The organism is Rhodococcus sp. P4_E4 (genome assembly GCF_056401575.1).
The window spans coordinates 52,783-73,349 of the sequence record NZ_JBFUJB010000020.1 but is presented as its reverse complement, the minus strand read 5'-3'; the positions used below and the strand labels follow the sequence as shown (position 1 = coordinate 73,349).

Genomic DNA, 20,567 nt, shown 5'->3' with positions numbered 1-20,567 from the left:
TGCCGGGTTCTGTCACCGAACTCACTCTCCTGACGGCCCGGGTAGCTGGAAGAATGCTTCGTCGTGGATACCGCTTTCGACCCCAGAGGCTTCGACCCGAGAACCGAGGATTCGGTGCCGTCGGTAATGCCGGACGATGCGACGGCAACGGGTGCTGACGTCGCCGTCGAGGCTGCGGAAACTCGGCTGACTGCAAGCGCGGTCCGGGAGTTGCTGGCAGCGCTCGGAGGAAGTATCGGCGACGAGGACGAACTCGTGGTTTTGCTCCAGCGCGCCGTCGAAATCGCGAACGACGCCATCGAGGGCGCCGACAGCATCGGCGTCACCATCGATCTGGCCGGGCAGACCTACACCGCCGTTCATACCGATTCGCGGACTCTGCGTGTCGACATCGAGCAATACGACGCCGGCGACGGACCATGTCTGCATGCCGCTCGAAGCGGTGAAACCGTTGTCGTCGATGCCGAGACCAGCGCGGAACGCTGGCCGCGGTTCGCGGCGGCGGCGAAGGACGAAGGGATCAAGTCCTTTCTCGCGGCGCCGCTCTTCACGCCGGATCAGCGACTGGGTTCGTTCAACCTGTACGGACGCGACTCAGCGGCATTCGACCGCGTCGACGCGGATGTCATGGAGATTCTCACGACAACGGTCTCACGCGCGATCGGCGACTTCTCTCGTTTCAAGTCCGCCAAGGCGGTGGCTGATGCCTTGCAACGTGCGCTCGAGACCCGGGCGCCGATCGAACAGGCCAAAGGCATGCTGATGGCCATCCATCGGATCGACGCCGACACCGCATTTCACATGCTGCGCAAGCAGTCTCAGACGACGAATACCCGGTTGCGCGACGTGGCAGCCGAGATCGTCGAGACGTATTCGGCGCCGCCTACCGCTGTCTAGTTCGAGGGGGACCGACGTACAGCCTCGAGCGCGACGACGACGCCCGCGGCGACAACCACGTGCATCAGCGCGAGCATGACCGTGCTGGCGGCGTCGAAGTCTGCGGCAATGGTCAAAGCGATGGTGCCGAGCGCCACGACTGCACCCACGATCTGGGCGATGCGGATGATCGGCTCCCACTTCAGTGAGATCAACATTGCGACCGACAAACCGACCAGCAGTGGCACCACCGTCAATGTGATGACCCCACCAGGCGCGACGCTCGCCGGCTTTCCCTGATCTGTCATCTCGAAGGATCCGCCCAATGCGAGGCCGATCAACCACAGGATCAGATTGACGACGAGAGCAATTACCGTGGCGCCGAGTACGGCACGTGGCTTGGTGACGTGGAGGTTGTGTGCGGTTGACGTGATTGCAGACATGGTGTTCTCCCGGCTCGATGCGATGGTCTTGTGACGTCGCTCTGGTGAATAGACCCGCCGGCGGGCAGAAACTCATCGCTGAGGTTGACTATTGCCCGTCGACGACGGGCACTGCGGTGCCGGTGACCGAGATACCGCCGTCGACTGGGATGTCGACCTCGAGCACACTGGGACGCCCGACGTGTCGGCCCTGGTGGATGGTGATCCGCCGCGGAGTGGCCGCGGGTTCGAGTTTGCGCAGGTAACCGCCGGTCGACGCCGCTGCGGACCCGGTTGCAGGATCCTCGACGATGTTTCCCACCGGAAACAGATTTCGGGCTTCGAAGGTGTTGTCGTCGAGGGGGTGCAGGATTGTCACCGTGCCGGCCCACCCCTGCGCGTCCATCAGAATTCGCATTGCGGATGGATCGAAGGTGAACTCGTCGAATGTCGACTGATCACGAAGTACGACGATCGGGTGAGTGTTGCCGGCGTACGAAAGCATTGCGGGATACCGCGCGTCGAGCGCAGACGAATCGACGCCGATGAGCCCGAGCAGCGCTGTCAGCACGGCGTGATCGATCGGCGAGACCGACGGTTCGACGCTGGTGAAGGTCGCGGTCGACCTTCCGTCCTCGTCGGTCGCCGTGTCGATGGATACCGGTCCGATCGGTGTTTCGAATGTGAAGGTTCCGTCGCCGTCTCGCTCGGTGAGAGCGATGGCCGTCGCAATAGTGGCATGACCGCAGAACGGTACTTCGGCGATAGGGGAGAAGTACCGGATCCGGCTGTGGCGCGGGTTGCCTCCGAGTTCCGGTTCGATGAGGAACGCCGTCTCGGCATACCCGACTTCGGCTGCAACGGATTGTAATTCGGGGTCGTCGAGCCCGCGGGCGTCGAGCAGCACGCCGGCGGGATTACCGCCGGCCGGATCCGAACTGAACGCAGTCAGTCGGAGGATGTCGTGAGAAGTTGCCATGCCGACCATCTTTGTCCGCTGTCGTCCATCGGGGGAAGAGACATCGCGCGATTGCGGTCCGCGATCTTCGAACTGGACTGCCTCCGGAACAAACCGGCCGCACGGCGTCGTTGGTGCAGATATGAGCAATGACACAGACACCGCCGAAGCGTTGTTCGCACTCGTGGCCCAGGGAAAACAAGGCGTGCTGGCAACCGTCAAGCGTGACGGCCGCCCACAGTTGTCCAACATCATTTACCGCTGGGACGTCGAGTCGAAGACGGCTTCCGTGTCCATCACAGCCGATCGCGCCAAGAGTAAAAATGCGATCCGCGATCCGCAGGTTTCCCTCCACGTCAGCGCGCCCGACTTCTGGAGCTACGCCGTGATCGAAGGACTTGCCGTGGTGACACCCGTCGCGGCCGATCCTCACGACGAAGTGTCTGACGCACTGGTCGAGCTGTACCGGGACATCAGCGGCCAGGAGCATCCTGATTGGGAGGAGTACCGCGAAGCAATGGTTGCGGAGCGTCGACAGATCCTCACGGTGCGCGCTGATCACGTCTACGGAATGACGAGGCTCCCCAAGCCGTCCGGCACCTGAACTGCGTTCGTTCAGGTAGGAGATAACGTTACGAGTTAATATGTAATGGTGAAAACCGAGTCTCCCGCCCGTATCGGACGACCGCGCGACCCAGGCAAGGACGAGGCTGTGCTGCTTGCAGCTCGCACACTGCTGGCCGAAGTCGGGTATCAGCAGACGACCATTTCGGCGATTGCCAGGACTGCCGGTGTCAATACGCCGGCCATCTACCGTCGCTGGTCGTCACGGGAAGCCCTGATCGAAGAAGCAGTGCATGGACCGGGCGGACATCCATTGCCTCGGTCGACCGGTGATTTGCGGGTGGATCTGACGACGTGGGTGCACATCTTCCTGGTCCGCGCTGCCCGCCCCGCGGCGCGGGCCGGAGTTCCTGGCCTGCTTGCCGATTCGCGGACGGCAGAGGCGCGACAACGTCTGTTGGCTATCGGTGCGCCGGTTCGTGCAGCGTTTCAGGATCTGCTGGACGACGCGGTGAGGCGTGGTGAGATCCCGGCAGGTGCAGATGCGATGTTCTTGTTCGATCTGCTGGCCGGAACGACGACAATGCAGGGGCTGACCCGTGGGCTCGAGGGTCAGGACGGCTTTGTAGATGCCCTCGCACGATCTCTGTACGTCCTGGCTGCGCATCCGGCCGACGCCGTCGGGACGGAAGCGGTGGGGCAATGATCTCGGTTTCGGTGGACGGCGGCGTTGCCGTCGTGACCCTCGACAGGCCTGACAAACGGAATGCCTTCAACAAGCACATGGGTCGAGAATTGGGGCAGGCGTACCGAAAGCTCGACGAAGACGATTCCGTTCGCGTGATCGTGCTGACCGGTGCGCCACCAGCATTCTGCGCGGGTGCAGATCTTGGCGACGGCGCCGGCACCTTCGATTCACCTGACGGCGAGGAGTTTTCGTCATCACCGGTGGATCCGCCGGCGTTCGAGTTGCGAAAGCCGGTCATCGCAGCGGTGAACGGACATGCGATCGGAATCGGCCTCACCATCGCGATGCAGGCCGATATCAGAATCTTTGCAGCTGACGCCAAGTATGCAATTCCGCAGGTTCGCCTCGGTGTGTTGCCGGATGCGATGGCGCATTGGACGGTTCCGCGCATCGCCGGAATGGCTGTGGCCGCCGACATCCTTTTGACTGGAAGGACGTCCGACGGAGCCGAGGCAATCGCGCTCGGGTTGGGTAGCCGTTGCCTGCCCGCTGACGAAGTGCTTTCGGCGGCGTTGGTGATCGCCCGAGACATTGCGACGAACACTGCACCGATGTCGGTGGCACTCTCGAAGCGACTGCTCTGGCAGAGCCAGAGCAGCAGCTGTCGACCGGAGACGGTGGCGGCCATCGAAACGGACCTGCATCTACGCGTCATGGGGAAGCCGGACGCGGCGGAAGGTGTTCGTGCATTCATGGAACGGCGCACGCCTGTGTGGGTTTCGCGCTTGTCCGCCGAGTGGCAGGAAATCCCGTCGGAATGATTCGGGAGCCTTGCGGAGAATCACACGCGGACGACTACGCGTCTAGCAGCAACTGTTCGAGACGATGTTTGCRGAACGCGGTGATATCCGTATGTTCGCCGAGTTGGAGGTGCGTGGACAGGCGCAGGAGCGGAACAGCGAGCAGAACCGCAGCGAGTACCTCGTTGAACAAAAGGTTCTCGACCCTCCAGCCGGTCAGTTCCTCGTAGCGGGCAATGGTCTCTTCTCGGCTGGGAGTGCCTGGCAAAGGTGTGTGTCCCTCGAATTCGCTACACGCCCAATCGAGAAACAACAGCCAGGCGAGGTCGGCCTCGTGATCGCCGAGGTACGCCATCTCCCAATCGAGAACCCCGGCGATCGACTGGTCCGGGCCGTAGAGGATGTTCGACATCCGGGCATCGCCCCAGCACAGTGTCACGTGTTCGGGTTGGTAGATGTTCTCCCTCAGCCAGGCCAGTGCTTTGTCGAATATCGGCGGTAGGTCCGGCGATGCCCAACGAACGGCCCAGTCGAGGTAGTTCACCGCCTGTTCGACCGGATGGGTGCCGAACTGGGGGTAGGAGAGGAATCCGAGTTCGAGCTTGTCCGGGTCCAAGCGATGAATCTGCGCAATCGTCTCGACGCATCCCCACCACATCTTCGCTCGGCCTGCCTCATCGGCTTCGAAGTATGTCCCGGCACTGTGATATGACGGAAAGTCGCTGGGCGCCTCGGCATTACCGATGCGGTCCATGACGTAGTAGGGGCTGCCGAGTGGGTTGTCACCGCTGTCGATCCACCGAACGTGGGGGACTGCGAGGTCGGACTTCGCGAGCCTTTGTGTCACGAGGAACTGGCGGCGGAGATCGTAGTCGGGGAACAGCGAAACCTCCGGTGGACGCCGGAAAACAAAACCACTCGACTCGCCAGTGGCGCCATCGAGGTCGAACAGGTATGTCTCCGTCGAGAATCCGCGTTCGGTGCGCTTGAAGTTGACGATCTTGGCGCCTCGAGTACCCGGAATGTGCTCCCGGACAAGTGGTTCAAGGGCGGGTGCGATGTCTTCTGCGGCTGTTCGGTCAGTCATTGTTCGTACCTGTCCGTGTGTTGCTCCAATCGGTGTACCCGTAGCGGGGATTCACGCCCATGAAGACCATTTCCACGAGCCCGTATCCGACTTTGTCTCCCATGCGGACCTCGCACAGCGTCTCGCTGAGCATGCTCACCTGCCGGATTTCGTCGAGGTTCGTGATGTCGACGGTGAAGCTGTCGCTGAAGTCCTTGCCGCGGTACATGCCGGAGGCGTACCCCCGGTACTCGTCGTAACCGGCCAGTCCGGGCCAGAAATCGCACACCGGATTCACCTCGATCACGTCGGTGGTCCGGTCCGCTCGGTGCACGGTGAAAGTGCCGGATTCGACCACCCGCATGTCGTCACGGAATTTCAGGTCGTGTTCCACGTCGATGATCGGTAGCGCGTCCTTGCCGGAACCGATCGGGAAGAGGACCTCGCCCTCGAACTGCCAGCGCGCGCCGGTACTGGTTTCGCGCTGCGCGAAATGCACTACCTCGTCGTCGAATTGGAATATCCCCATGTAATAGAGGACTCCGTCCGGAACCTCGGACGGCTGCAGGTTCGCGCCCTCGGACAGACTGCCGCCGCCACCGCCGTGTCGTACGCCCCACGAGTGATCGCGGCCGAACCACCAGTTGTCGGGATCGATGTCGATGCGGGTGCCGTCGATTTCGATCCAACCCGTGACGGTGCCGTTCTGGTAGAAGCGTCGGGCGTCTTCGCGAACGCGGCCGCGCGTGCGATGGAACGCTGCCGTCTGCTCGTACACCGGGAAGTCGCCGTGGAAGTCGAGTTGCAGGCTCAATCCGTGTTCGTTTGCGTCGACCGTGGAACGTACCTGGCGGAGTGGTTCGACGATTTCATAGGTGTACGGCCCCACACTCCACGCTGCCAGTCCTCCGGTCTGAGGGTTCAACTCGGTGGACAGGCGCACCACGCGGGCTTCCTCACCCTTGCGCGTCACCATCGCGTAGGCGTCGAGGACGTTGCGGTTCGGGTATTTGGCCAGTCCCGTCATGATGCTGATCTCGCCCGTTTTGTCGAAGCCGTACATCACGATGCGTTCGGTCCAGCGCAGGTCACTTTGGGAGACGTGGTCGAGTGTCGTCGGGAGTTGATGAATGAGTAGTTCGTCGTGCGGTGTGATCACAGTCGGTCCTTGTGTCGACGGAGTGGGGTGTTCACAATCTATTACGGAGCGCTACGCAACGTAATAGTTTTCGCGAAACCGGTCGGGTACTGTCCGCAGTTGTGGACGAACGCAAAGATCGACGTATCGGCACCGTCGGAGTGGGGCGCCCTCGAGATCCGCAGGTGGACGACGCCATCCTCACCGCCGCCCGCGAGTTACTGGCGGAGCAGGGTTACCAGAAGACCACGATCACAGCCATCGCGCGAAGGGCCGAACTGGGCACCGCGGCAATCTATCGGCGCTGGGCGACCAAGGAATCCATCATCGAGGATGCGGTCTTCGGAATGCAGGATGCGGCGCTACCGGTGACCACGTCGAATTTGCGTGACGACATGCAGGCCTGGACGAGATGGTTCCTCGCGAGAGTTGCCGAACCGGCAACGCGCGCGGCGATTCCCGGCCTGCTGTCGGCCTACCATCAAGAAGACGGCGCCTACGAACAACTGGTTCGGAGATCGGAAGACCCGGCCCGGCTCGCGCTCGCCGAGCGCGTGCGTGTCGAATTTCCCGAGCGGTCCGACACGGAAATCGTGTCGACCGCCGATGTGGCCTTCGACATTCTCGTTGCAACCACCATCGTGCGGGGCCTCACGAGTGGCCTCGCCGACGGTGACGCGTTCTGCGCGCGCACTGCGGACGCACTGGTTCTGCTGGTTACGTCGACGGGAACCGAGATCAGCCGGCACCGAGATCAGCCGGCAATGAGGGGCTGACCGAGGCGCTTCCTCCGGTCAGGCGCTCGGCGCTTCGCCCACCCCCCACTCGAGCGAACGGTACGTCCGTCGCCTCAGATGCGCCGAAAGCCACTTTCGCTCAGGGGAGAGGCGGTGCAGAGCGAACAAATCGGACTCGCCGGCGGTGGTGAGAATGTATGAGTGGTCATACTTCTGTCGACTCCAGGGTCCTCCACAGTGTGGATCGCGTACCGTTTCCAGACATGGAATTGACTCGAGTTGCGGTGGGCAGTGGTTCGTGCACCGTTCGGATCGACGGGCCGGTCAGCAAGCATGCGGTACTCCTGCTCCCCGGCAAGGGCGACCCCGTCGACTTGTACGACGATGTGTGTGAGCGACTGCATCATTCGGATCTGCGGACCGTCGCGGTGGAATCGATCGAGAATCTCGACGAGACCTCGGCAGTGGTACTTCTGGACGAGTTGAACATCGCCTGGGTGAACCTGGTCGGTCACCGGGAGGGCGCCGATCTCGCGTGGCTGTTGGCTGCACGTCAGTTCGGCCGCTTCGCGAGTTTGATCGCCGTGGACCGTGGACATCCGTCGGCCAGCGATATTGCCGGCGTACCGCCGGTCGAGGTTCCGACCACCGTAGTCGTGGGCAGTGGAGGTCGGGCCATCGCCGACGCCAGCGGTCGTTTCGTGTACTCCGACTTCCGCGTGACGGAACTTCCGGGTGTCGACGACGTCGTCAAGTCGGCACCGGCCGAACTCGCAACCGAGATCGTGCTGCGTACCAGCCCCTGGTGAAACTCTGACCTACGAAAAGGCGGGCACTCCCACTGTGCGGAGTGCCCGCCTTTTCGGCGTCATTAGGGCTGCGGGGCTCAGATGTCGAGGCCGAGCAGCGCGTTCTCGACCACTTCGGCCAGGGCCGGGTGGATCCAGTACTGGCCACGCGCCATGTCCTGAGCTGACAAACCGAAGCTCATCGCCTGGATGAGGGGCTGGATGACGGTCGGAGCCTGAGTGCCCATGACGTGGGCACCGAGGATGCGTCCGGTGCCGCGCTCGGCGATCACCTTGCAGATGCCCTCCTGATCCTCCATCGCCCAGCCGTACGCGACGTCGCCGTATGCCTGCACCTTGACGGTGATGTCGAGTCCGGCGTCGCGAGCCTGCTTCTCCGTCATTCCGACGTCGGCGATCTGCGGGTCGGTGAACACGGCTGCCGGCACGAAGCGGTGATCGGTGCTGCGAAGCTCGGACGTGTCCTTCCAAGCGTCCTGAAGCAGGTTGTGCTGAACAACGCGCGCTTCATGGTTGGCGACGTGCTTGAGCTGGTACGGCGACGAGACGTCACCGAGTGCGAAGACGCCCTCGGCGGTGGTGCGTTGGTATTCGTCGACCACGATCGAGCCCTTGTCGTCGAGTTCGACGCCGGCCTTGTCGAGACCGAGTAGATCGCCGTTGGGCTGGCGGCCCACTGCTACGAGAAGGACGTCACCGGAAACGACTGTGCCGTTTGCCAGTTCGACGGCAATTTTGTCGCCGTCGCCGCGTACCGACGTGAGGGGGGAGCCCAGATGGACGTCCCACTTCTGTTCGGCCAACTCGGTGAAGCGCTCGGAGATCTCGTCGTCGAGGTGCCGCAGCAGTCTCTGGCTGCGACCGATGATCGAGACGCGAGAACCCAACGCGGAGAACACGTGTGCGAACTCGGTGGCGATGAATCCGGAACCGACGATCACCAGGTGCTCGGGAAGTTCGGGCAGTCGCATGATGTCTTCGTTGGTGTAGTACTTCACACCGCTCGACGCGATCTCTTCCGGGATGATCGGACGCGAACCGGCAGCGATGACCACCTGGTCGGCGGTGATCGTCTCGCCGGTTCCGGTGTCGATCGTCTTGTCTCCGGTGAACGTGGCGTGGCCGCGGTAGACGGTGGTGTTGGGACTGTCTTCGCTGCGGTACCGCTCACCACCTGCGGAAATGGGATCGATGCGGCCGAAGACGCGCTTGACGATGTCGGACCAACGGACGCCGTCGAGCGTGGCGTCGACGCCGTACTTCTCGGCAGTGGTGATGGTGCGTGCCACCTCGGCGGCGTAGACGAACATCTTGGTCGGGATACACCCGACATTGAGACACGTTCCGCCGAAGGTGCCCTCTTCGAGGATTGCGATCTTCTTGCCGTCGAACCGCTCGTCGGGCAGCGAGTTTCCGGATCCGCTGCCGATGATTGCAAGGTCGTAGTGCGTCACTGCGCGATCTCCTGTGTGTTGCTTGCTGTGCTTGCCGAACTTTCTGCGGCCGGAGTGAGGTGGCCGTCGAGCCACTCCAGCCACAGGTCGAGTTCGGAAAAGGCTGTGGCCAAGGGCTTCTCGGTCGAAAGAAACACGTCGTGACGGGCGCCGTCGATCGGGACGATGGTGGTGCGATCGCCGAGGCAACCCGCCCAGCGTGCGATCTGCTTGACGTCGAGAACGGAATCGGCGAGGTCGACGCTCGGGTTGTACGCCTTGGCGAACTGCGACTTCTTCGAGCGCAGAATCAGCGCGGGCACTCCGATATCGAGGCCGCGGTGAAGTTTCGCGTGACCCGCTCGGACGGCCCGCATCCAGCCGAAGGTGACGGGGCAGCCGGCCAGCGGCTTCCAGTCGAGGTTGTAGTCCCACACTCCGTTTGCCGAAACATGAAGGCTGGAACCGTAAGTCGGTAGTCCGGTTCCCGGAATCACCGTCTTCGCCGATACCCGTCCGAGGGCGTCGATCGCGGTGGTTCCCACGTTACGCACCACCGAGGGGCCCTGAAGATCGAACCAGGGACTGTTGAGCACCAGCCCGCAGATTCCGGCGCCGTCGCTGCCACCGGGCTTGCGCTGCAAACGGTTCAGCCACAGCGGGACGATCAGACCGCCGGTCGAGTGCGCCATGAGCAGCACCTCGCTCCCGTCGGTCTCGCTGCGGACGATGCGCAGCGCCTCGTTCAGTTCGGCGTCGTAGAGCGCAAGGTCGGAGACGTAGTGCGCCGTGTGTCCCGGCTTGAGGGATCGCCCGCACTTGCGCAAGTCGAGTGCGAAGAATGCGTAGCCCTGCTCGGCAAAATGCTCGGCCAGGTGCTTCTGGAAGAAGTAATCGGTGAATCCGTGCACGTACAAGACGGCACGACGTGTCTTCACCGCCTCCTTCCGCGGTTGGTAGCGGACCAGTGTTGCGTCCACCTCGCCTTCGCCGTCCGGATCCGTTCCGAGCGGGATCGTCAGCTGCTGATATCCGTCACCGAGGACGTCTGGAACCCAAGTAGTCACAAATCACAATCTAATCGTCGTTTCGGGTGCGCGTTGTAGAGCACAATTGGGGGTGGTGAACCGCGCGAGTACGCACGGGTAACCTATTCGGCGTAACACAGCAGGCGGATGCGCGCACGGCTAATGACAAGGAAGTCGATTCTCCAGTGTCGAATCAGAACGCGGTAGAGACGAAGACGGATGTAGTGCTCGTGGGCGCAGGCATCATGAGCGCCACGCTGGGTGCATTGCTGCGCCAGCTGCAGCCCGATTGGTCGATCTCGACCTTCGAGCGGCTCGATGCCGTCGCAGCCGAGAGCAGCGACCCCTGGAACAACGCGGGAACCGGTCACTCCGCCCTGTGTGAGCTCAATTACACCCCGGAGAACTCCGACGGCACGGTCGACATCAAGAAGGCCGTCAACGTCAACGAGCAGTTCCAGGTGTCCCGCCAGTTCTGGGCACACGCGGTCGAGCAGGGCGTCCTGACTCAGCCCAAGGAATTCATCAACCCCATCCCACACGTGAGCTTCGTTCACGGTGAGGCCAACGCCAAGTACCTGCGTGCTCGCTACGACGCACTTGCCGGCCACACGCTCTTCCGCGGCATGGAGTACATCGACGATCCGGCCGAGTTCAGCGAGCGTTTGCCGCTCATGGCCAAGGGACGCGACTTCTCCGATCCCATCGCCCTGAACTGGAGCCAGGACGGCACCGACGTCGATTTCGGAGCGCTCACCAAGCAGCTCATCGGCTACATCGGTAAGACCGGCGGCAAGATGTACTTCGGCCACGAGGTCACCAACCTGACCCAGAACTCGGACAAGTCCTGGACCGTCAAGGTCACCAACCGTCGCACCGGCGAAAAGCGCACCGTTCGCTCGCGCTTCGTGTTCGTCGGTGCTGGTGGCGGCGCCCTGCACCTGCTGCAGAAGTCCGGCATCAAGGAAGCCAAGGGCTTCGGTGGCTTCCCGGTCAGCGGTGCTTTCCTGCGATGCACCAACCCCGAACTCATCGACCAGCACAGCGCCAAGGTTTACGGCAAGGCTGCCGTCGGCGCCCCGCCCATGTCGGTGCCGCACCTCGACACCCGTGTCATCGGCAACAAGCCGGGTCTGCTGTTCGGCCCGTACGCCGGATGGTCGCCGAAGTTCCTCAAGCAGGGTCGCGTCACGGACCTGCCCGGCTCGGTCAAGCCGAACAACATCCTCTCGATGCTCGGCGTCGGCGTCAGCGAGCTCGGCCTGGTCAAGTACCTGGTCAGCGAACTCGCCAAGAACGAAGCCGGTCGCATCTGGGATCTGCGTGAATTCGCGCCCAAGGCGCAGGCTCAGGACTGGGAGCTCATCACCGCGGGCCAGCGCGTCCAGGTGATCCGCCGTGCCAAGGGCAAGGGCGGCGTCCTCGAATTCGGTACCGCTGTGGTCGCCGCTGAGGACGGCTCCATCGCCGGCCTGCTCGGCGCTTCGCCCGGTGCGTCCACGGCCGTCCCGGCGATGCTGGACGTACTCGAGCGCTGCTTCCCGACCGAGTTCCAGGGTTGGAAGGGCAAGCTTCGCGAGATGGTTCCGTCCATCGGCGTCAAACTCACCGACAACGAAGGCCTGTTCAACCAGGTCTGGGATTGGTCCTCGAAGGTTCTCGAGCTCGATTCCGCTGGTGCTTCCGAATCGGCTCCGGTCGCGGATACCGTCGCGACTGTGTGATAGTCCAACCCATGACGGCAACAGCAGCTTTGAAGCGTTCATGGGCACTCGACCTCGACAACAAGACGTTCTACGAGTTGTTGAAGCTTCGAGTGGAGGTCTTTGTCGTCGAGCAGGCCTGCCCGTATCCCGAGTTGGACGGGCGGGACCTGCTGACGGAAACACGCCACTTCTGGCTCGAGCAGGACGGCCAGGTGGTGTGCACACTCCGTCTGCTCGAAGAGCACGACGACGGAAACAAGAGCTTCCGAATCGGACGCCTCTGCACGTCGCGTCAGGCTCGCGGCCAGGGCCACACGACCCGCCTCCTGCAGGCCGCACTTGCCGAGGTCGGCGAAGCGCCGTGTCGGATCAACGCCCAGACCTACCTGGTCGAGATGTACGCCAAGCACGGATTCAAGGCTGACGGCGAAGAGTTCATCGAAGACGGCATCCCGCACACCCCGATGCGCCGTGGCGGGGGAGAGCCTTTCGTGGCTGTCAGCTAGTTTGTCGGAGATTTGACCCTGGTCGGCTCGTGGAAAAGCGAGCCGACTAGGGTTTTTTCGATACCGAATGTTCGCGGGGAAGTCCTGTTCGATCCAGGCGCGGTCCCGCCACTGTGAAAGATCTCTCCTCTACCGACTGACCGGGAGATCTCAGCCAGGTTGCCGCGACATTCGAGTGCAGCCAAATTCTCGGCGAGGAAACCGAGAGGTGGAGGGATATCGACGTGCGAAGTGAAGAAGATCGACCAGTGGCGGGCTTCCCGTTCAGTGCTGTGGTCGGCCAGGATCAATTGCGGTTGGCGCTGATTCTGTGTGCTGTGCATCCGGGGATCGGTGGAGTCCTGGTCCGCGGTGAGAAGGGAACTGCCAAGTCGACGGTCGTGCGCGCGCTGACTGCGCTGCTGCCCGCGGTCGACGACGCCGGAACGACACGACCGGCCCGCTTGGTGGAACTGCCCGTCGGCGCCACCGAAGACCGAGTGATCGGGTCCATCGACCTCGAGAAGGTTCTCCGCGACGGTGAGCGCGCTTTCCAACCTGGACTGCTCGCCGCGGCTCACCAGGGAGTTCTGTACGTCGACGAGGTGAATCTGCTTCACGACCACCTGGTCGACGTGCTTCTCGACGCCGCGGCGATGGGTCGCGTTCACATCGAGCGTGACGGAATCTCCCATTCGCACCCGGCCAAATTCGTACTCGTCGGCACGATGAATCCCGAAGAGGGAGAACTGCGTCCACAGTTGTTGGACCGTTTCGGACTGGCGGTCGATGTCGCAGCTTCCCGCGACGTCGACGTACGCATGGAAGTGGTGCGTCGCCGGCTCGACTACGAGCGCGACCCCGAGGCGTTTGTCGCTCGGTACGAATCCGCCGATGAGGAGCTCGCGGCCGAAATCCTCACGGCGCGTGAGAAACTGGACTCGGTCGAGCTGAGCAACCGCGAGCTGCGTCGAATCGCCTCACTGTGTGCGTCGTTCGACGTCGACGGTATGCGCGCGGACCTGGTGCTGGCGCGCACCGCGACTGCCCACGCTGCCTGGCGAGGCGACAGTGAGGTCACTGCGGAGGACGTGCGAGTGGCTGCGGAACTGACGCTGCCGCACCGCCGCCGCCGCGATCCGTTCGACGAGCCCGGCTTGGATCAGCAGCAGTTGGACGATGCACTCGAGCAGGCCGATCAGGACGCCCAGTCGCAGGTAGAGGACGACGCGCGCGACGGAGAGCCCGAACCTCCCGAGAATCCCGAAGACCGTGGCCCTGACGAAGACCGTGGCCCGGAAGATGGTGGCCCCGAAGACGGCGGTCCGGACGACGAGGGTCCGGACGACGACGGCCCGGAAGACCCTGACGGACCTGGTGGGGGAGTACGCGCTACCGATCGCCCCTCGGCGCCACCGGCCGGCGAATTCAAGGCCAAGCTCCTCGAGGTTCCTGGTGTCGGCGAAGGTGCACCGGGACGCCGCTCGCGGTCCATGTCGTCCCGTGGACGAGTCGTGCGGTCCACGCGGGAACGTGGCCACGGATTGCATCTGACGAGCACGGTCTTCGCCGCAGCCGAGTCTCAAGTTGCGCGCGGCCGCACTGCTGGACGGCTGCGGCTGGCACCCGCTGATCTCCGCGGCGCGATTCGTGAAGGGCGAGAAGGCAATCTGATCGTCTTCGTTGTCGACGCGTCGGGGTCGATGGCAGCACGCGACCGCCTCTCCGCGGTCACCGGTGCGGTTGTCTCGTTGCTCCGCGACGCCTATCAGCGCCGCGACAAGGTCGCGGTCATCACTGTCCGTGGTCGTGAAGCAGAGCTCGTACTGCCGCCGACCTCTTCGGTGGACATCGCCGTCCGTCGCCTGCAGTCGATGCGGACCGGCGGCAAATCCCCACTCGCAGAGGGATTCCTGCGTGCTCGCGAAGTGGTTCTGCGGGAACGGCTTCGTGACCCGCAGCGCCGCGCCCTCGTCGTCACGCTCACCGACGGCCGGGCTACCGGGGGCAAGGACGCGCTGCACCGCGCCCGCGTCGCCGCGCATCTTCTTGCCGACGCGTCCGTCGCTTCCATCGTCGTCGACTGCGAGACCGGCCTCGTGCGTCTGGGGCTGGCAGCCGAGTTGGCCCGAGAACTACGTGGCGGTTACGTCCGCCTTGCCGAATTGTCAGCGCAGCAGGTCGCGGGTGTCGTCCGCGCCGCAGCCTAGATCCCAGCTCAGGAGTTCACGATGCCCAAGGGTGTTCCCGAGACAGTTCCCGACGACGGTCTGACCACGCGTCAGCGTCGTAACGCGCCGGTACTTGCCGTGCACACCGGCCCGGGAAAGGGTAAGTCCACCGCAGCTTTCGGCATGGCGCTGCGTGCCTGGAATCAAGGGTTCGACATCGGCGTGTTCCAGTTCGTGAAGAGTGCCAAGTGGAAGGTCGGCGAGGAAGCCGCGTTCCGCGCGCTCGGAAACCTGCATGACGAAACCGGCGTCGGTGGGCCGGTGCAGTGGCACAAGATGGGCGAAGGTTGGTCATGGACACGCAAGGCCGGTAGCGAGGAAGATCATGCTGCTGCCGCTGCGGAGGGTTGGCAGGAGATCGCGAGAAGGCTTGCAGGCGAAGAGCATCGATTCTATGTCCTCGACGAGTTCACGTACCCGCTCAAGTGGGGTTGGGTGGACGTGGACGAGGTAGTGCAGACACTGCGCGATCGCCCAGGCAACCAGCACGTCGTCATCACGGGGCGTGATGCCCCGCAGGCGCTGATCGACGCCGCCGACCTCGTGACCGAAATGACGAAGATCAAGCACCCGATGGATGCCGGCCGAAAGGGTCAACGGGGCATCGAATGGTAAGTCCTTCCACTCCGGCCGTGGTGATCGCCGCTCCTGCCTCGGGTAGCGGAAAGACCACGGTGGCAACGGGATTGATCGGCGCGCTGCGACGGTCCGGAAGCAGCGTTGCACCCTTCAAAGTGGGGCCGGACTACATCGACCCGGGTTATCACGGACTCGCGGCAGGGCGGCCCGGACGCAACCTCGACACTGTTCTGGTCGGCCCGGATCGCATCGGACCGCTCTACCGGCATGGAACCGCCGGCTGTGACATCGCCGTGGTCGAAGGCGTCATGGGTCTGTTCGACGGAAAGATCGACGAGGCCAACTCGCAGCCGTCGGCGGAGGGATCGACGGCGCAGGTCGCGTCGATCCTCGGTTCGCCGGTAATCCTCGTGATCGACGCCCGTGGGCACAGTCAGAGTCTGGCCGCCGTACTCCACGGCTTCGCGACCTACGACGCAGGTGTGCGCATCGGCGGCGTCATTCTCAATCGCGTCGGGAGCGCTCGTCACGAGCAGGTGTTGCGTCATGCGTGCGACAAGGTCGGCGTCGCAGTGCTCGGAGTTGTGCCACGGTTGACGGAACTAGAAGTTCCCTCCCGGCACCTCGGTCTGATTCCGGCGGCCGAGCACGGCGCCGCCGCTGTGGCCGCAGTGGACGCGATGTCCGACTTGATTGCCTCGCACGTCGAACTGGACGCTGTTCGCGCACTGGCCGCCTCGAACGTGGGTGCAGCTGCATGGGATCCGGTTGCCGAGGTCGGCGCACATGCCGAGTCTCGTCCCGTGGTTGCCATGGCGGGCGGCCCTGCCTTCACCTTCGGCTATGCCGAGCACCGTGAACTCCTGACTGCTGCCGGCGCGGACGTGCAGGTGTTCGACCCGTTGCGGGACGAGCTTCCCGCGGGAACTGCTGCTCTTGTCCTTCCTGGCGGGTTCCCGGAAGAGCATGCGGTGGACCTCGCGGCCAATACCGTTCTGCTGCAGCAGGTTCGTGACCTGGCGGACGGCGGCGCACCGATCCACGCCGAGTGTGCCGGTCTGCTCTACCTCGCTCGCAGCTTGGACGGTCACAGCATGGCCGGTGTTGTCGGGGTGGATGCCACATTCGGGAAACGCCTGACCCTCGGGTACCGCGAAGCAGTGGCGATCAGCGACTCCACCCTCTTCGACGCAGGCTCCCGCGTCACCGGTCACGAGTTCCACCGAACGTCTCTCGTCTCGGCAGACGCGGACGGTTGCGGAAGTGCGTGGGGATGGCGGCCCTGGGACGGCGGCAGTGTCCGCGAAGGATTTGTTCGCGGCGGCGTCCACGCGTCGTATCTCCACACTCATCCGGTGGGGCAGCCCCAATCGATCGCGAAGTTCGTCGATGCCGCACGGGGATGACCTCTGTATAGGCGTTGGATTCACGACGAGCGCCACCGCGAAGGACATCGTCGCTGCGGTGAACGCGGTGCTGCAGGAGCGAGCGAGGATCGTGGTCCTCGCCACTGCGACCGGCAAGGCGGCGTCTGCAGCTCTGCTCGCTGCCGCCGATGAACTGAACGTCCCGATTGTGAGTTTCGACCCGGACGTACTTGGGCGAGTTCAGGTTCCGTCACCGTCGACTCGCGTCGAGCACGCGATCGGGACGGCAAGCGTCGCGGAAGCGGCGGCGATCCTCGCCTCCGGGGGCGGGCCGCTCCTAGTGGCCAAGACTGCCAGGGATGGAGTGACCGTGGCGGCGGCCCGTAAAGTTCCCTCCAGCTTGAACAATTCTGACGACGAAACGGAGTGCGAGTGAGCGAGTCCACCGCAGACGAGACCAACTACTTGGTCGGCCTCAACCTGACCGATCGACGCGTGGTCGTGTTCGGTGGCGGCACTGTGGCTCAGCGCCGACTCGGACTGCTGGTCGCCTCTGGTGCCCGTGTTCACGTCATCAGTCGCGCGTTCACTCCAGCCGTCGAAGGTATGGCCACGGCCGGGCAGATCACGGTCGAAGAGCGCCCGTACGCCGACGGCGACCTCGAAGGTGCGTGGTATGCCATCGCCTCGACCGACGAGCCGGAAACCAATGCAGCGATCGTCGCCGAAGCGGAGCGTCGCCACATCTTCTGCGTGCGCGCCGACAACGCGAAGCACGGCACCGCGGTAACTCCCGCCAGCGCCGAGTACGACGGTATGAGTATCGGAATTCTTGCCGGCGGCGATCACCGTCGTTCGGCAGCAGTCCGCACCGCGGTCGTCGAAGGTCTTCAGTCGGGCGTGCTCGCCGATACGGCCGAGCCGGCCGCTGCGGGCGTTGCTCTCGTCGGTGGTGGCCCCGGTGACCCCGACCTGATCACCGTGCGCGGACGCCGTTTGCTCGCACGCGCTGACGTCGTCGTGGCCGACAGATTGGCTCCGCCGGAGTTGCTCGCCGAACTGGGTCCCGACGTCGAGGTGATCGACGCCGCGAAGATCCCGTACGGCCGTGCCATGGCTCAGGAGGCCATCAACGCCGCGCTGATCGACAACGCGAAGGCAGGCAAGTTCGTGGTCCGCCTCAAGGGCGGGGACCCGTACGTCTTCGGGCGGGGATACGAAGAACTCGAAGCGTGTGCCGCTGCCGGCGTTCCCGTGACCGTAGTGCCCGGAATCACGAGCGCGATCTCGGTCCCGTCGGCCGCGGGCATCCCGGTGACCCACCGCGGTGTCACCCACGAGTTCGTCGTCGTCAGTGGGCACGTGGCTCCGGATCATCCGGATTCGCTGGTCGACTGGTCGGCACTGGCCAAGTTGCGCGGCACGATCGTGCTGCTCATGGCGGTCGAGCGCATCGATCAGTTCGCCAAGGTACTCGTCGACGGTGGACGCCCGGCAACCACGCCGGTCACCGTCATCCAAGAGGGCACGCTGCGCACTCAGCGTGAACTTCGGGCCGATCTGGCGACCGTTGCTCAGCGCGTCAAAGACGAGGAGATCAAGCCTCCGGCGATCATCGTGATCGGGCCGGTCGCGGGCTTTTCCGTCGACGCTGGGTAACGTGAAGTCTTGTGTCTGATTCCCCAACATCTGAAACCGCTTCGGCGAATGCCCCGGTAGCCACTCGAGTCATCGGGCTCGCCATCATCGTCCTGAGTGGTTTGCAGATGATGGTGGTGCTCGACGGCACCGTCGCGAACCTCGCGCTGGCGCCACTGCAGGCAGACCTCGGGCTGAGCGACAGTGGTCGTAATTGGGTGTTGACCTCGTACGCGCTTGCGTTCGGTGGGCTCATGCTCCTCGGCGGTCGCCTCGGTGACGCGTACGGGCGCAAGAAGATGTTCATCGCGGGAGTCTCGCTGTTCACGGTGGCGTCGTTGCTCTGTGGTCTCGCCCTGAACGAGGGCATGTTGATCGCAGCGCGGGCGCTTCAAGGTGTCGGCGCAGCCGTAGCGTCGCCCACCGCCTTCGCCCTTGTTGCCACGACTTTCGCCGCGGGTCCGGCTCGTAATCAGGCCATCGCGATTTTTGCCGCCATGACGGGCGTCGGATCGATCGCCGGTCTGATCATCGGCGGCGCATTGACCGAGGTGTCGTGGCGTCTGATCTTCCTCATCAACGTCCCGATCGGCATCGCGCTCGTCGGCATGGCGTTCCGCGCCCTTCGCGAGACGAATCAGACGCGTCTGGCTTTGGATGTCCCCGGCGCGATCCTCGCGACCCTCGGTTGTACCGGTGTTGTTTTTGCTCTCACCGAAGGCCCGGAAATGGGATGGGGGAGTATCGCCGTCATCGGTGCATTGGCGGCCGGATTGGTCGCCCTCGCCGCCTTCCTCTTCGTCGAGCGAACTGCAGACAACCCGCTCTTGCCCTTCTCGTTGTTCGCCGATCGCAACCGTGTCGCGACGTTCCTCGCCATCTTCTTCGTCGGTGGCGCGATGTTCAGCATGACGGCCTTCGTCGCACTGTTCGTGCAGGACATCATGCAGTATTCGCCGTTGCGTGCCGGTATCGCGTTCATTCCGTTCGCGTTCGGATTGGGCGCCGCCGCGTCGGTTGCTTCCAAGCTCGCCGTAAAGGTTCAACCCCGTTGGCTGGTCCTCACCGGCGTCGTGATCATGATCGTCGGACTCCTCTACGGGTCTACTCTGGATTCGGATTCCACCTACCTGGCCAACTTGTTCGTGCCCGTGATCGGGATCGGATTCGGTATCGGCCTCGCGATGGTGCCCTTGCCACTGTGCGCGATCGCCGGTGTGCCGGAGACCGAGATCGGCCCGCTGACGGCCATCGCTCAGGTTGCCCAGACGCTCGGTGGACCACTGGCGCTGTCGGTGATCGGTGCGATGGCGACGTCGAAGACGCTCTCGCTCGGGGGCACTTCGGGCAAGGCCGCGGACATGAATCCGGCGGAATTGATCGCACTCGGAGAGGGATACACCTTCGCACTTGTGGGCTGCGCGGTCTGCGCGGTGTTCGCCGGTATCGCGGCGCTGTGCATCAGGTTCACACCTTCTCAGGTAGCCCAGGCTCAGGCTGCGGAGAAGGCAGCTCAGGGAATCGCCTGATCAGTCCTGTTTTTCCGCTTCGCTAGCCGATACGATCGTTGCAGGACGTGCCGAGAGTCTCGACGAATCGGGGTGCCGTGATGCGGATCGCGGACATATTGCGAAACAAGGGCAACAGCATCGTCACGATCGACGCCCACACGACGGTCAACGGGTTGCTGTGCGATCTTGCCCGCCACAACATCGGAGCCATGGTGGTGGTCGACGACGACGCGGTGGTCGGCATCATCTCCGAACGCGATGTCGTTCGACGCCTGCACGAGCGTGGCCCGGACCTTCTCGGGATCCAGGTTTCCGAGGTCATGACCGCTCTGATGTACACGTGCGTTCCGGCAGACGCAGTGGACAGCATTGCCGCGATCATGACCGAGCGTCGAATCCGGCATCTGCCGGTGATCGAGGACGGCAACCTCCTCGGCATCGTCAGTATCGGTGACGTGGTGAAGAGCCGCATCGACGAGCTCAAGAGCGAACGCGATCAGCTCGAGTCGTACATCGATCAGGGCTGATCGA

The 20,567-nt window shown here is 63.7% G+C and carries 21 protein-coding genes; 15 read left to right on the top strand and 6 right to left on the bottom strand.

Features of this window, described 5'->3' with window-relative positions:
• Positions 1-63 precede the first annotated feature (63 nt).
• On the top strand, positions 64-897 hold the full coding sequence (locus tag AC1DVN_RS22370) for an ANTAR domain-containing protein (RefSeq protein WP_477845910.1): 834 nt from the start codon (positions 64-66) through the stop codon (positions 895-897).
• On the opposite strand, the gene AC1DVN_RS22365 is transcribed toward AC1DVN_RS22370, so the two are convergent.
• Both AC1DVN_RS22365 and AC1DVN_RS22360 read right to left on the bottom strand, forming a co-directional pair.
• Complete coding sequence (locus AC1DVN_RS22365; RefSeq protein ID WP_029255162.1) at positions 894-1,319, bottom strand: DUF6069 family protein; 426 nt, start codon at positions 1,317-1,319, stop codon at positions 894-896. The two genes, AC1DVN_RS22370 and AC1DVN_RS22365, sit on opposite strands and share 4 nt — an antisense overlap.
• Before the next feature lie 88 nt (positions 1,320-1,407).
• On the bottom strand, positions 1,408-2,277 hold the full coding sequence (locus AC1DVN_RS22360) for a PhzF family phenazine biosynthesis protein (RefSeq protein WP_230091136.1): 870 nt from the start codon (positions 2,275-2,277) through the stop codon (positions 1,408-1,410).
• Positions 2,278-2,398: 121 nt separating this feature from the next.
• Between AC1DVN_RS22360 and AC1DVN_RS22355 the strand changes: the two genes are divergently transcribed.
• From AC1DVN_RS22355 to AC1DVN_RS22345, 3 genes are read left to right on the top strand one after another with little or no spacing between them, the layout of a single operon-like run.
• On the top strand, positions 2,399-2,860 hold the full coding sequence (locus AC1DVN_RS22355) for a PPOX class F420-dependent oxidoreductase (protein WP_099698180.1): 462 nt from the start codon (positions 2,399-2,401) through the stop codon (positions 2,858-2,860).
• Positions 2,861-2,908: 48 nt separating this feature from the next.
• Complete coding sequence (locus tag AC1DVN_RS22350; protein WP_477994235.1) at positions 2,909-3,526, top strand: TetR/AcrR family transcriptional regulator; 618 nt, start codon at positions 2,909-2,911, stop codon at positions 3,524-3,526.
• On the top strand, positions 3,523-4,329 hold the full coding sequence (locus AC1DVN_RS22345; RefSeq protein WP_477994234.1) for an enoyl-CoA hydratase/isomerase family protein: 807 nt from the start codon (positions 3,523-3,525) through the stop codon (positions 4,327-4,329). Before AC1DVN_RS22350 ends, AC1DVN_RS22345 begins: the two co-directional genes overlap by 4 nt.
• Positions 4,330-4,363: 34 nt before the next feature.
• Here AC1DVN_RS22345 and AC1DVN_RS22340 read toward each other — a convergent pair whose 3' ends face one another.
• Both AC1DVN_RS22340 and AC1DVN_RS22335 read right to left on the bottom strand, forming a co-directional pair.
• Complete coding sequence (locus tag AC1DVN_RS22340; protein WP_477994233.1) at positions 4,364-5,395, bottom strand: phosphotransferase family protein; 1,032 nt, start codon at positions 5,393-5,395, stop codon at positions 4,364-4,366.
• Positions 5,388-6,533: an Rv3169 family protein gene (locus tag AC1DVN_RS22335; RefSeq protein WP_477845913.1), complete on the bottom strand. Its 1,146-nt coding sequence runs from the start codon at positions 6,531-6,533 to the stop codon at positions 5,388-5,390. The genes AC1DVN_RS22340 and AC1DVN_RS22335 overlap by 8 nt, the downstream gene beginning before the upstream one ends.
• A 101-nt stretch (positions 6,534-6,634) precedes the next feature.
• Between AC1DVN_RS22335 and AC1DVN_RS22330 the strand changes: the two genes are divergently transcribed.
• Both AC1DVN_RS22330 and AC1DVN_RS22325 read left to right on the top strand, forming a co-directional pair.
• A complete protein-coding gene (locus tag AC1DVN_RS22330) occupies positions 6,635-7,288 on the top strand; it encodes a TetR/AcrR family transcriptional regulator (protein WP_477845914.1) in 654 nt (217 codons plus the stop codon).
• 224 nt (positions 7,289-7,512) lie between these two features.
• The gene (locus tag AC1DVN_RS22325) at positions 7,513-8,058 is read left to right on the top strand and encodes an alpha/beta fold hydrolase (RefSeq protein ID WP_003942671.1); all 546 of its coding nucleotides are present in this window, start codon (positions 7,513-7,515) and stop codon (positions 8,056-8,058) included.
• Between the two features lie 77 nt (positions 8,059-8,135).
• Here the strand turns inward: AC1DVN_RS22325 and mtr are convergent, their stop codons facing one another.
• On the bottom strand, positions 8,136-9,512 hold the full coding sequence (gene mtr, locus AC1DVN_RS22320) for a mycothione reductase (RefSeq protein ID WP_211916905.1): 1,377 nt from the start codon (positions 9,510-9,512) through the stop codon (positions 8,136-8,138).
• On the bottom strand, positions 9,509-10,558 hold the full coding sequence (locus AC1DVN_RS22315; RefSeq protein ID WP_020907416.1) for an alpha/beta hydrolase: 1,050 nt from the start codon (positions 10,556-10,558) through the stop codon (positions 9,509-9,511). The genes mtr and AC1DVN_RS22315 overlap by 4 nt, the downstream gene beginning before the upstream one ends.
• Before the next feature lie 146 nt (positions 10,559-10,704).
• On the opposite strand from AC1DVN_RS22315, the gene mqo reads away from it, so the two are divergent.
• The 9 genes from mqo to AC1DVN_RS22270 all read left to right on the top strand — a co-directional run bounded on the left by mqo (position 10,705) and on the right by AC1DVN_RS22270 (position 20,563).
• A complete protein-coding gene (gene mqo, locus AC1DVN_RS22310; RefSeq protein ID WP_020907417.1) occupies positions 10,705-12,243 on the top strand; it encodes a malate dehydrogenase (quinone) in 1,539 nt (512 codons plus the stop codon).
• Positions 12,244-12,254: 11 nt separating this feature from the next.
• A complete protein-coding gene (locus AC1DVN_RS22305; protein WP_003942808.1) occupies positions 12,255-12,731 on the top strand; it encodes a GNAT family N-acetyltransferase in 477 nt (158 codons plus the stop codon).
• Positions 12,732-12,955: 224 nt separating this feature from the next.
• Positions 12,956-14,920 carry a magnesium chelatase subunit D family protein gene (locus AC1DVN_RS22300; protein ID WP_046378419.1) on the top strand — a complete coding sequence of 655 codons (1,965 nt, stop codon included), beginning with the start codon at positions 12,956-12,958 and terminating at the stop codon, positions 14,918-14,920.
• 21 nt (positions 14,921-14,941) lie between these two features.
• Positions 14,942-15,556, top strand: coding sequence for a cob(I)yrinic acid a,c-diamide adenosyltransferase (gene cobO, locus AC1DVN_RS22295; RefSeq protein ID WP_019748043.1), 615 nt, complete (start codon positions 14,942-14,944; stop codon positions 15,554-15,556).
• Complete coding sequence (locus AC1DVN_RS22290) at positions 15,550-16,926, top strand: cobyrinic acid a,c-diamide synthase CobB (protein ID WP_047888845.1); 1,377 nt, start codon at positions 15,550-15,552, stop codon at positions 16,924-16,926. Before cobO ends, AC1DVN_RS22290 begins: the two co-directional genes overlap by 7 nt.
• Entirely contained in the window at positions 16,910-17,323 is a 414-nt protein-coding gene (locus AC1DVN_RS22285; protein ID WP_041814958.1) for a cobalamin biosynthesis protein, read from the top strand. The genes AC1DVN_RS22290 and AC1DVN_RS22285 overlap by 17 nt, the downstream gene beginning before the upstream one ends.
• Positions 17,320-18,546 (top strand): uroporphyrinogen-III C-methyltransferase, encoded by a 1,227-nt coding sequence (gene cobA / locus AC1DVN_RS22280; RefSeq protein ID WP_029255169.1) that lies wholly within the window; start codon positions 17,320-17,322, stop codon positions 18,544-18,546. The genes AC1DVN_RS22285 and cobA overlap by 4 nt, the downstream gene beginning before the upstream one ends.
• A gap of 11 nt (positions 18,547-18,557) precedes the next feature.
• Entirely contained in the window at positions 18,558-20,054 is a 1,497-nt protein-coding gene (locus AC1DVN_RS22275) for an MFS transporter (protein ID WP_019748047.1), read from the top strand.
• Positions 20,055-20,134: 80 nt separating this feature from the next.
• Positions 20,135-20,563: a CBS domain-containing protein gene (locus AC1DVN_RS22270; protein WP_007735005.1), complete on the top strand. Its 429-nt coding sequence runs from the start codon at positions 20,135-20,137 to the stop codon at positions 20,561-20,563.
• Positions 20,564-20,567: the final 4 nt, after the last annotated feature.

Bases quoted from the DNA above. Each gene is read 5' to 3' on its own strand.
- AC1DVN_RS22290 (WP_047888845.1), top strand. From the start codon at position 15,550: ATGGTAAGTCCTTCCACTCCGGCCGTGGTGATCGCCGCTCCTGCCTCG.
- AC1DVN_RS22285 (WP_041814958.1), top strand. From the start codon at position 16,910: ATGCCGCACGGGGATGACCTCTGTATAGGCGTTGGATTCACGACGAGC.
- AC1DVN_RS22325 (WP_003942671.1), top strand. From the start codon at position 7,513: ATGGAATTGACTCGAGTTGCGGTGGGCAGTGGTTCGTGCACCGTTCGG.
- cobO (WP_019748043.1), top strand. From the start codon at position 14,942: ATGCCCAAGGGTGTTCCCGAGACAGTTCCCGACGACGGTCTGACCACG.
- AC1DVN_RS22270 (WP_007735005.1), top strand. From the start codon at position 20,135: ATGCGGATCGCGGACATATTGCGAAACAAGGGCAACAGCATCGTCACG.
- AC1DVN_RS22305 (WP_003942808.1), top strand. From the start codon at position 12,255: ATGACGGCAACAGCAGCTTTGAAGCGTTCATGGGCACTCGACCTCGAC.
- AC1DVN_RS22355 (WP_099698180.1), top strand. From the start codon at position 2,399: ATGAGCAATGACACAGACACCGCCGAAGCGTTGTTCGCACTCGTGGCC.
- AC1DVN_RS22345 (WP_477994234.1), top strand. From the start codon at position 3,523: ATGATCTCGGTTTCGGTGGACGGCGGCGTTGCCGTCGTGACCCTCGAC.
- AC1DVN_RS22365 (WP_029255162.1), bottom strand. From the start codon at position 1,319: ATGTCTGCAATCACGTCAACCGCACACAACCTCCACGTCACCAAGCCA.
- AC1DVN_RS22360 (WP_230091136.1), bottom strand. From the start codon at position 2,277: ATGGCAACTTCTCACGACATCCTCCGACTGACTGCGTTCAGTTCGGAT.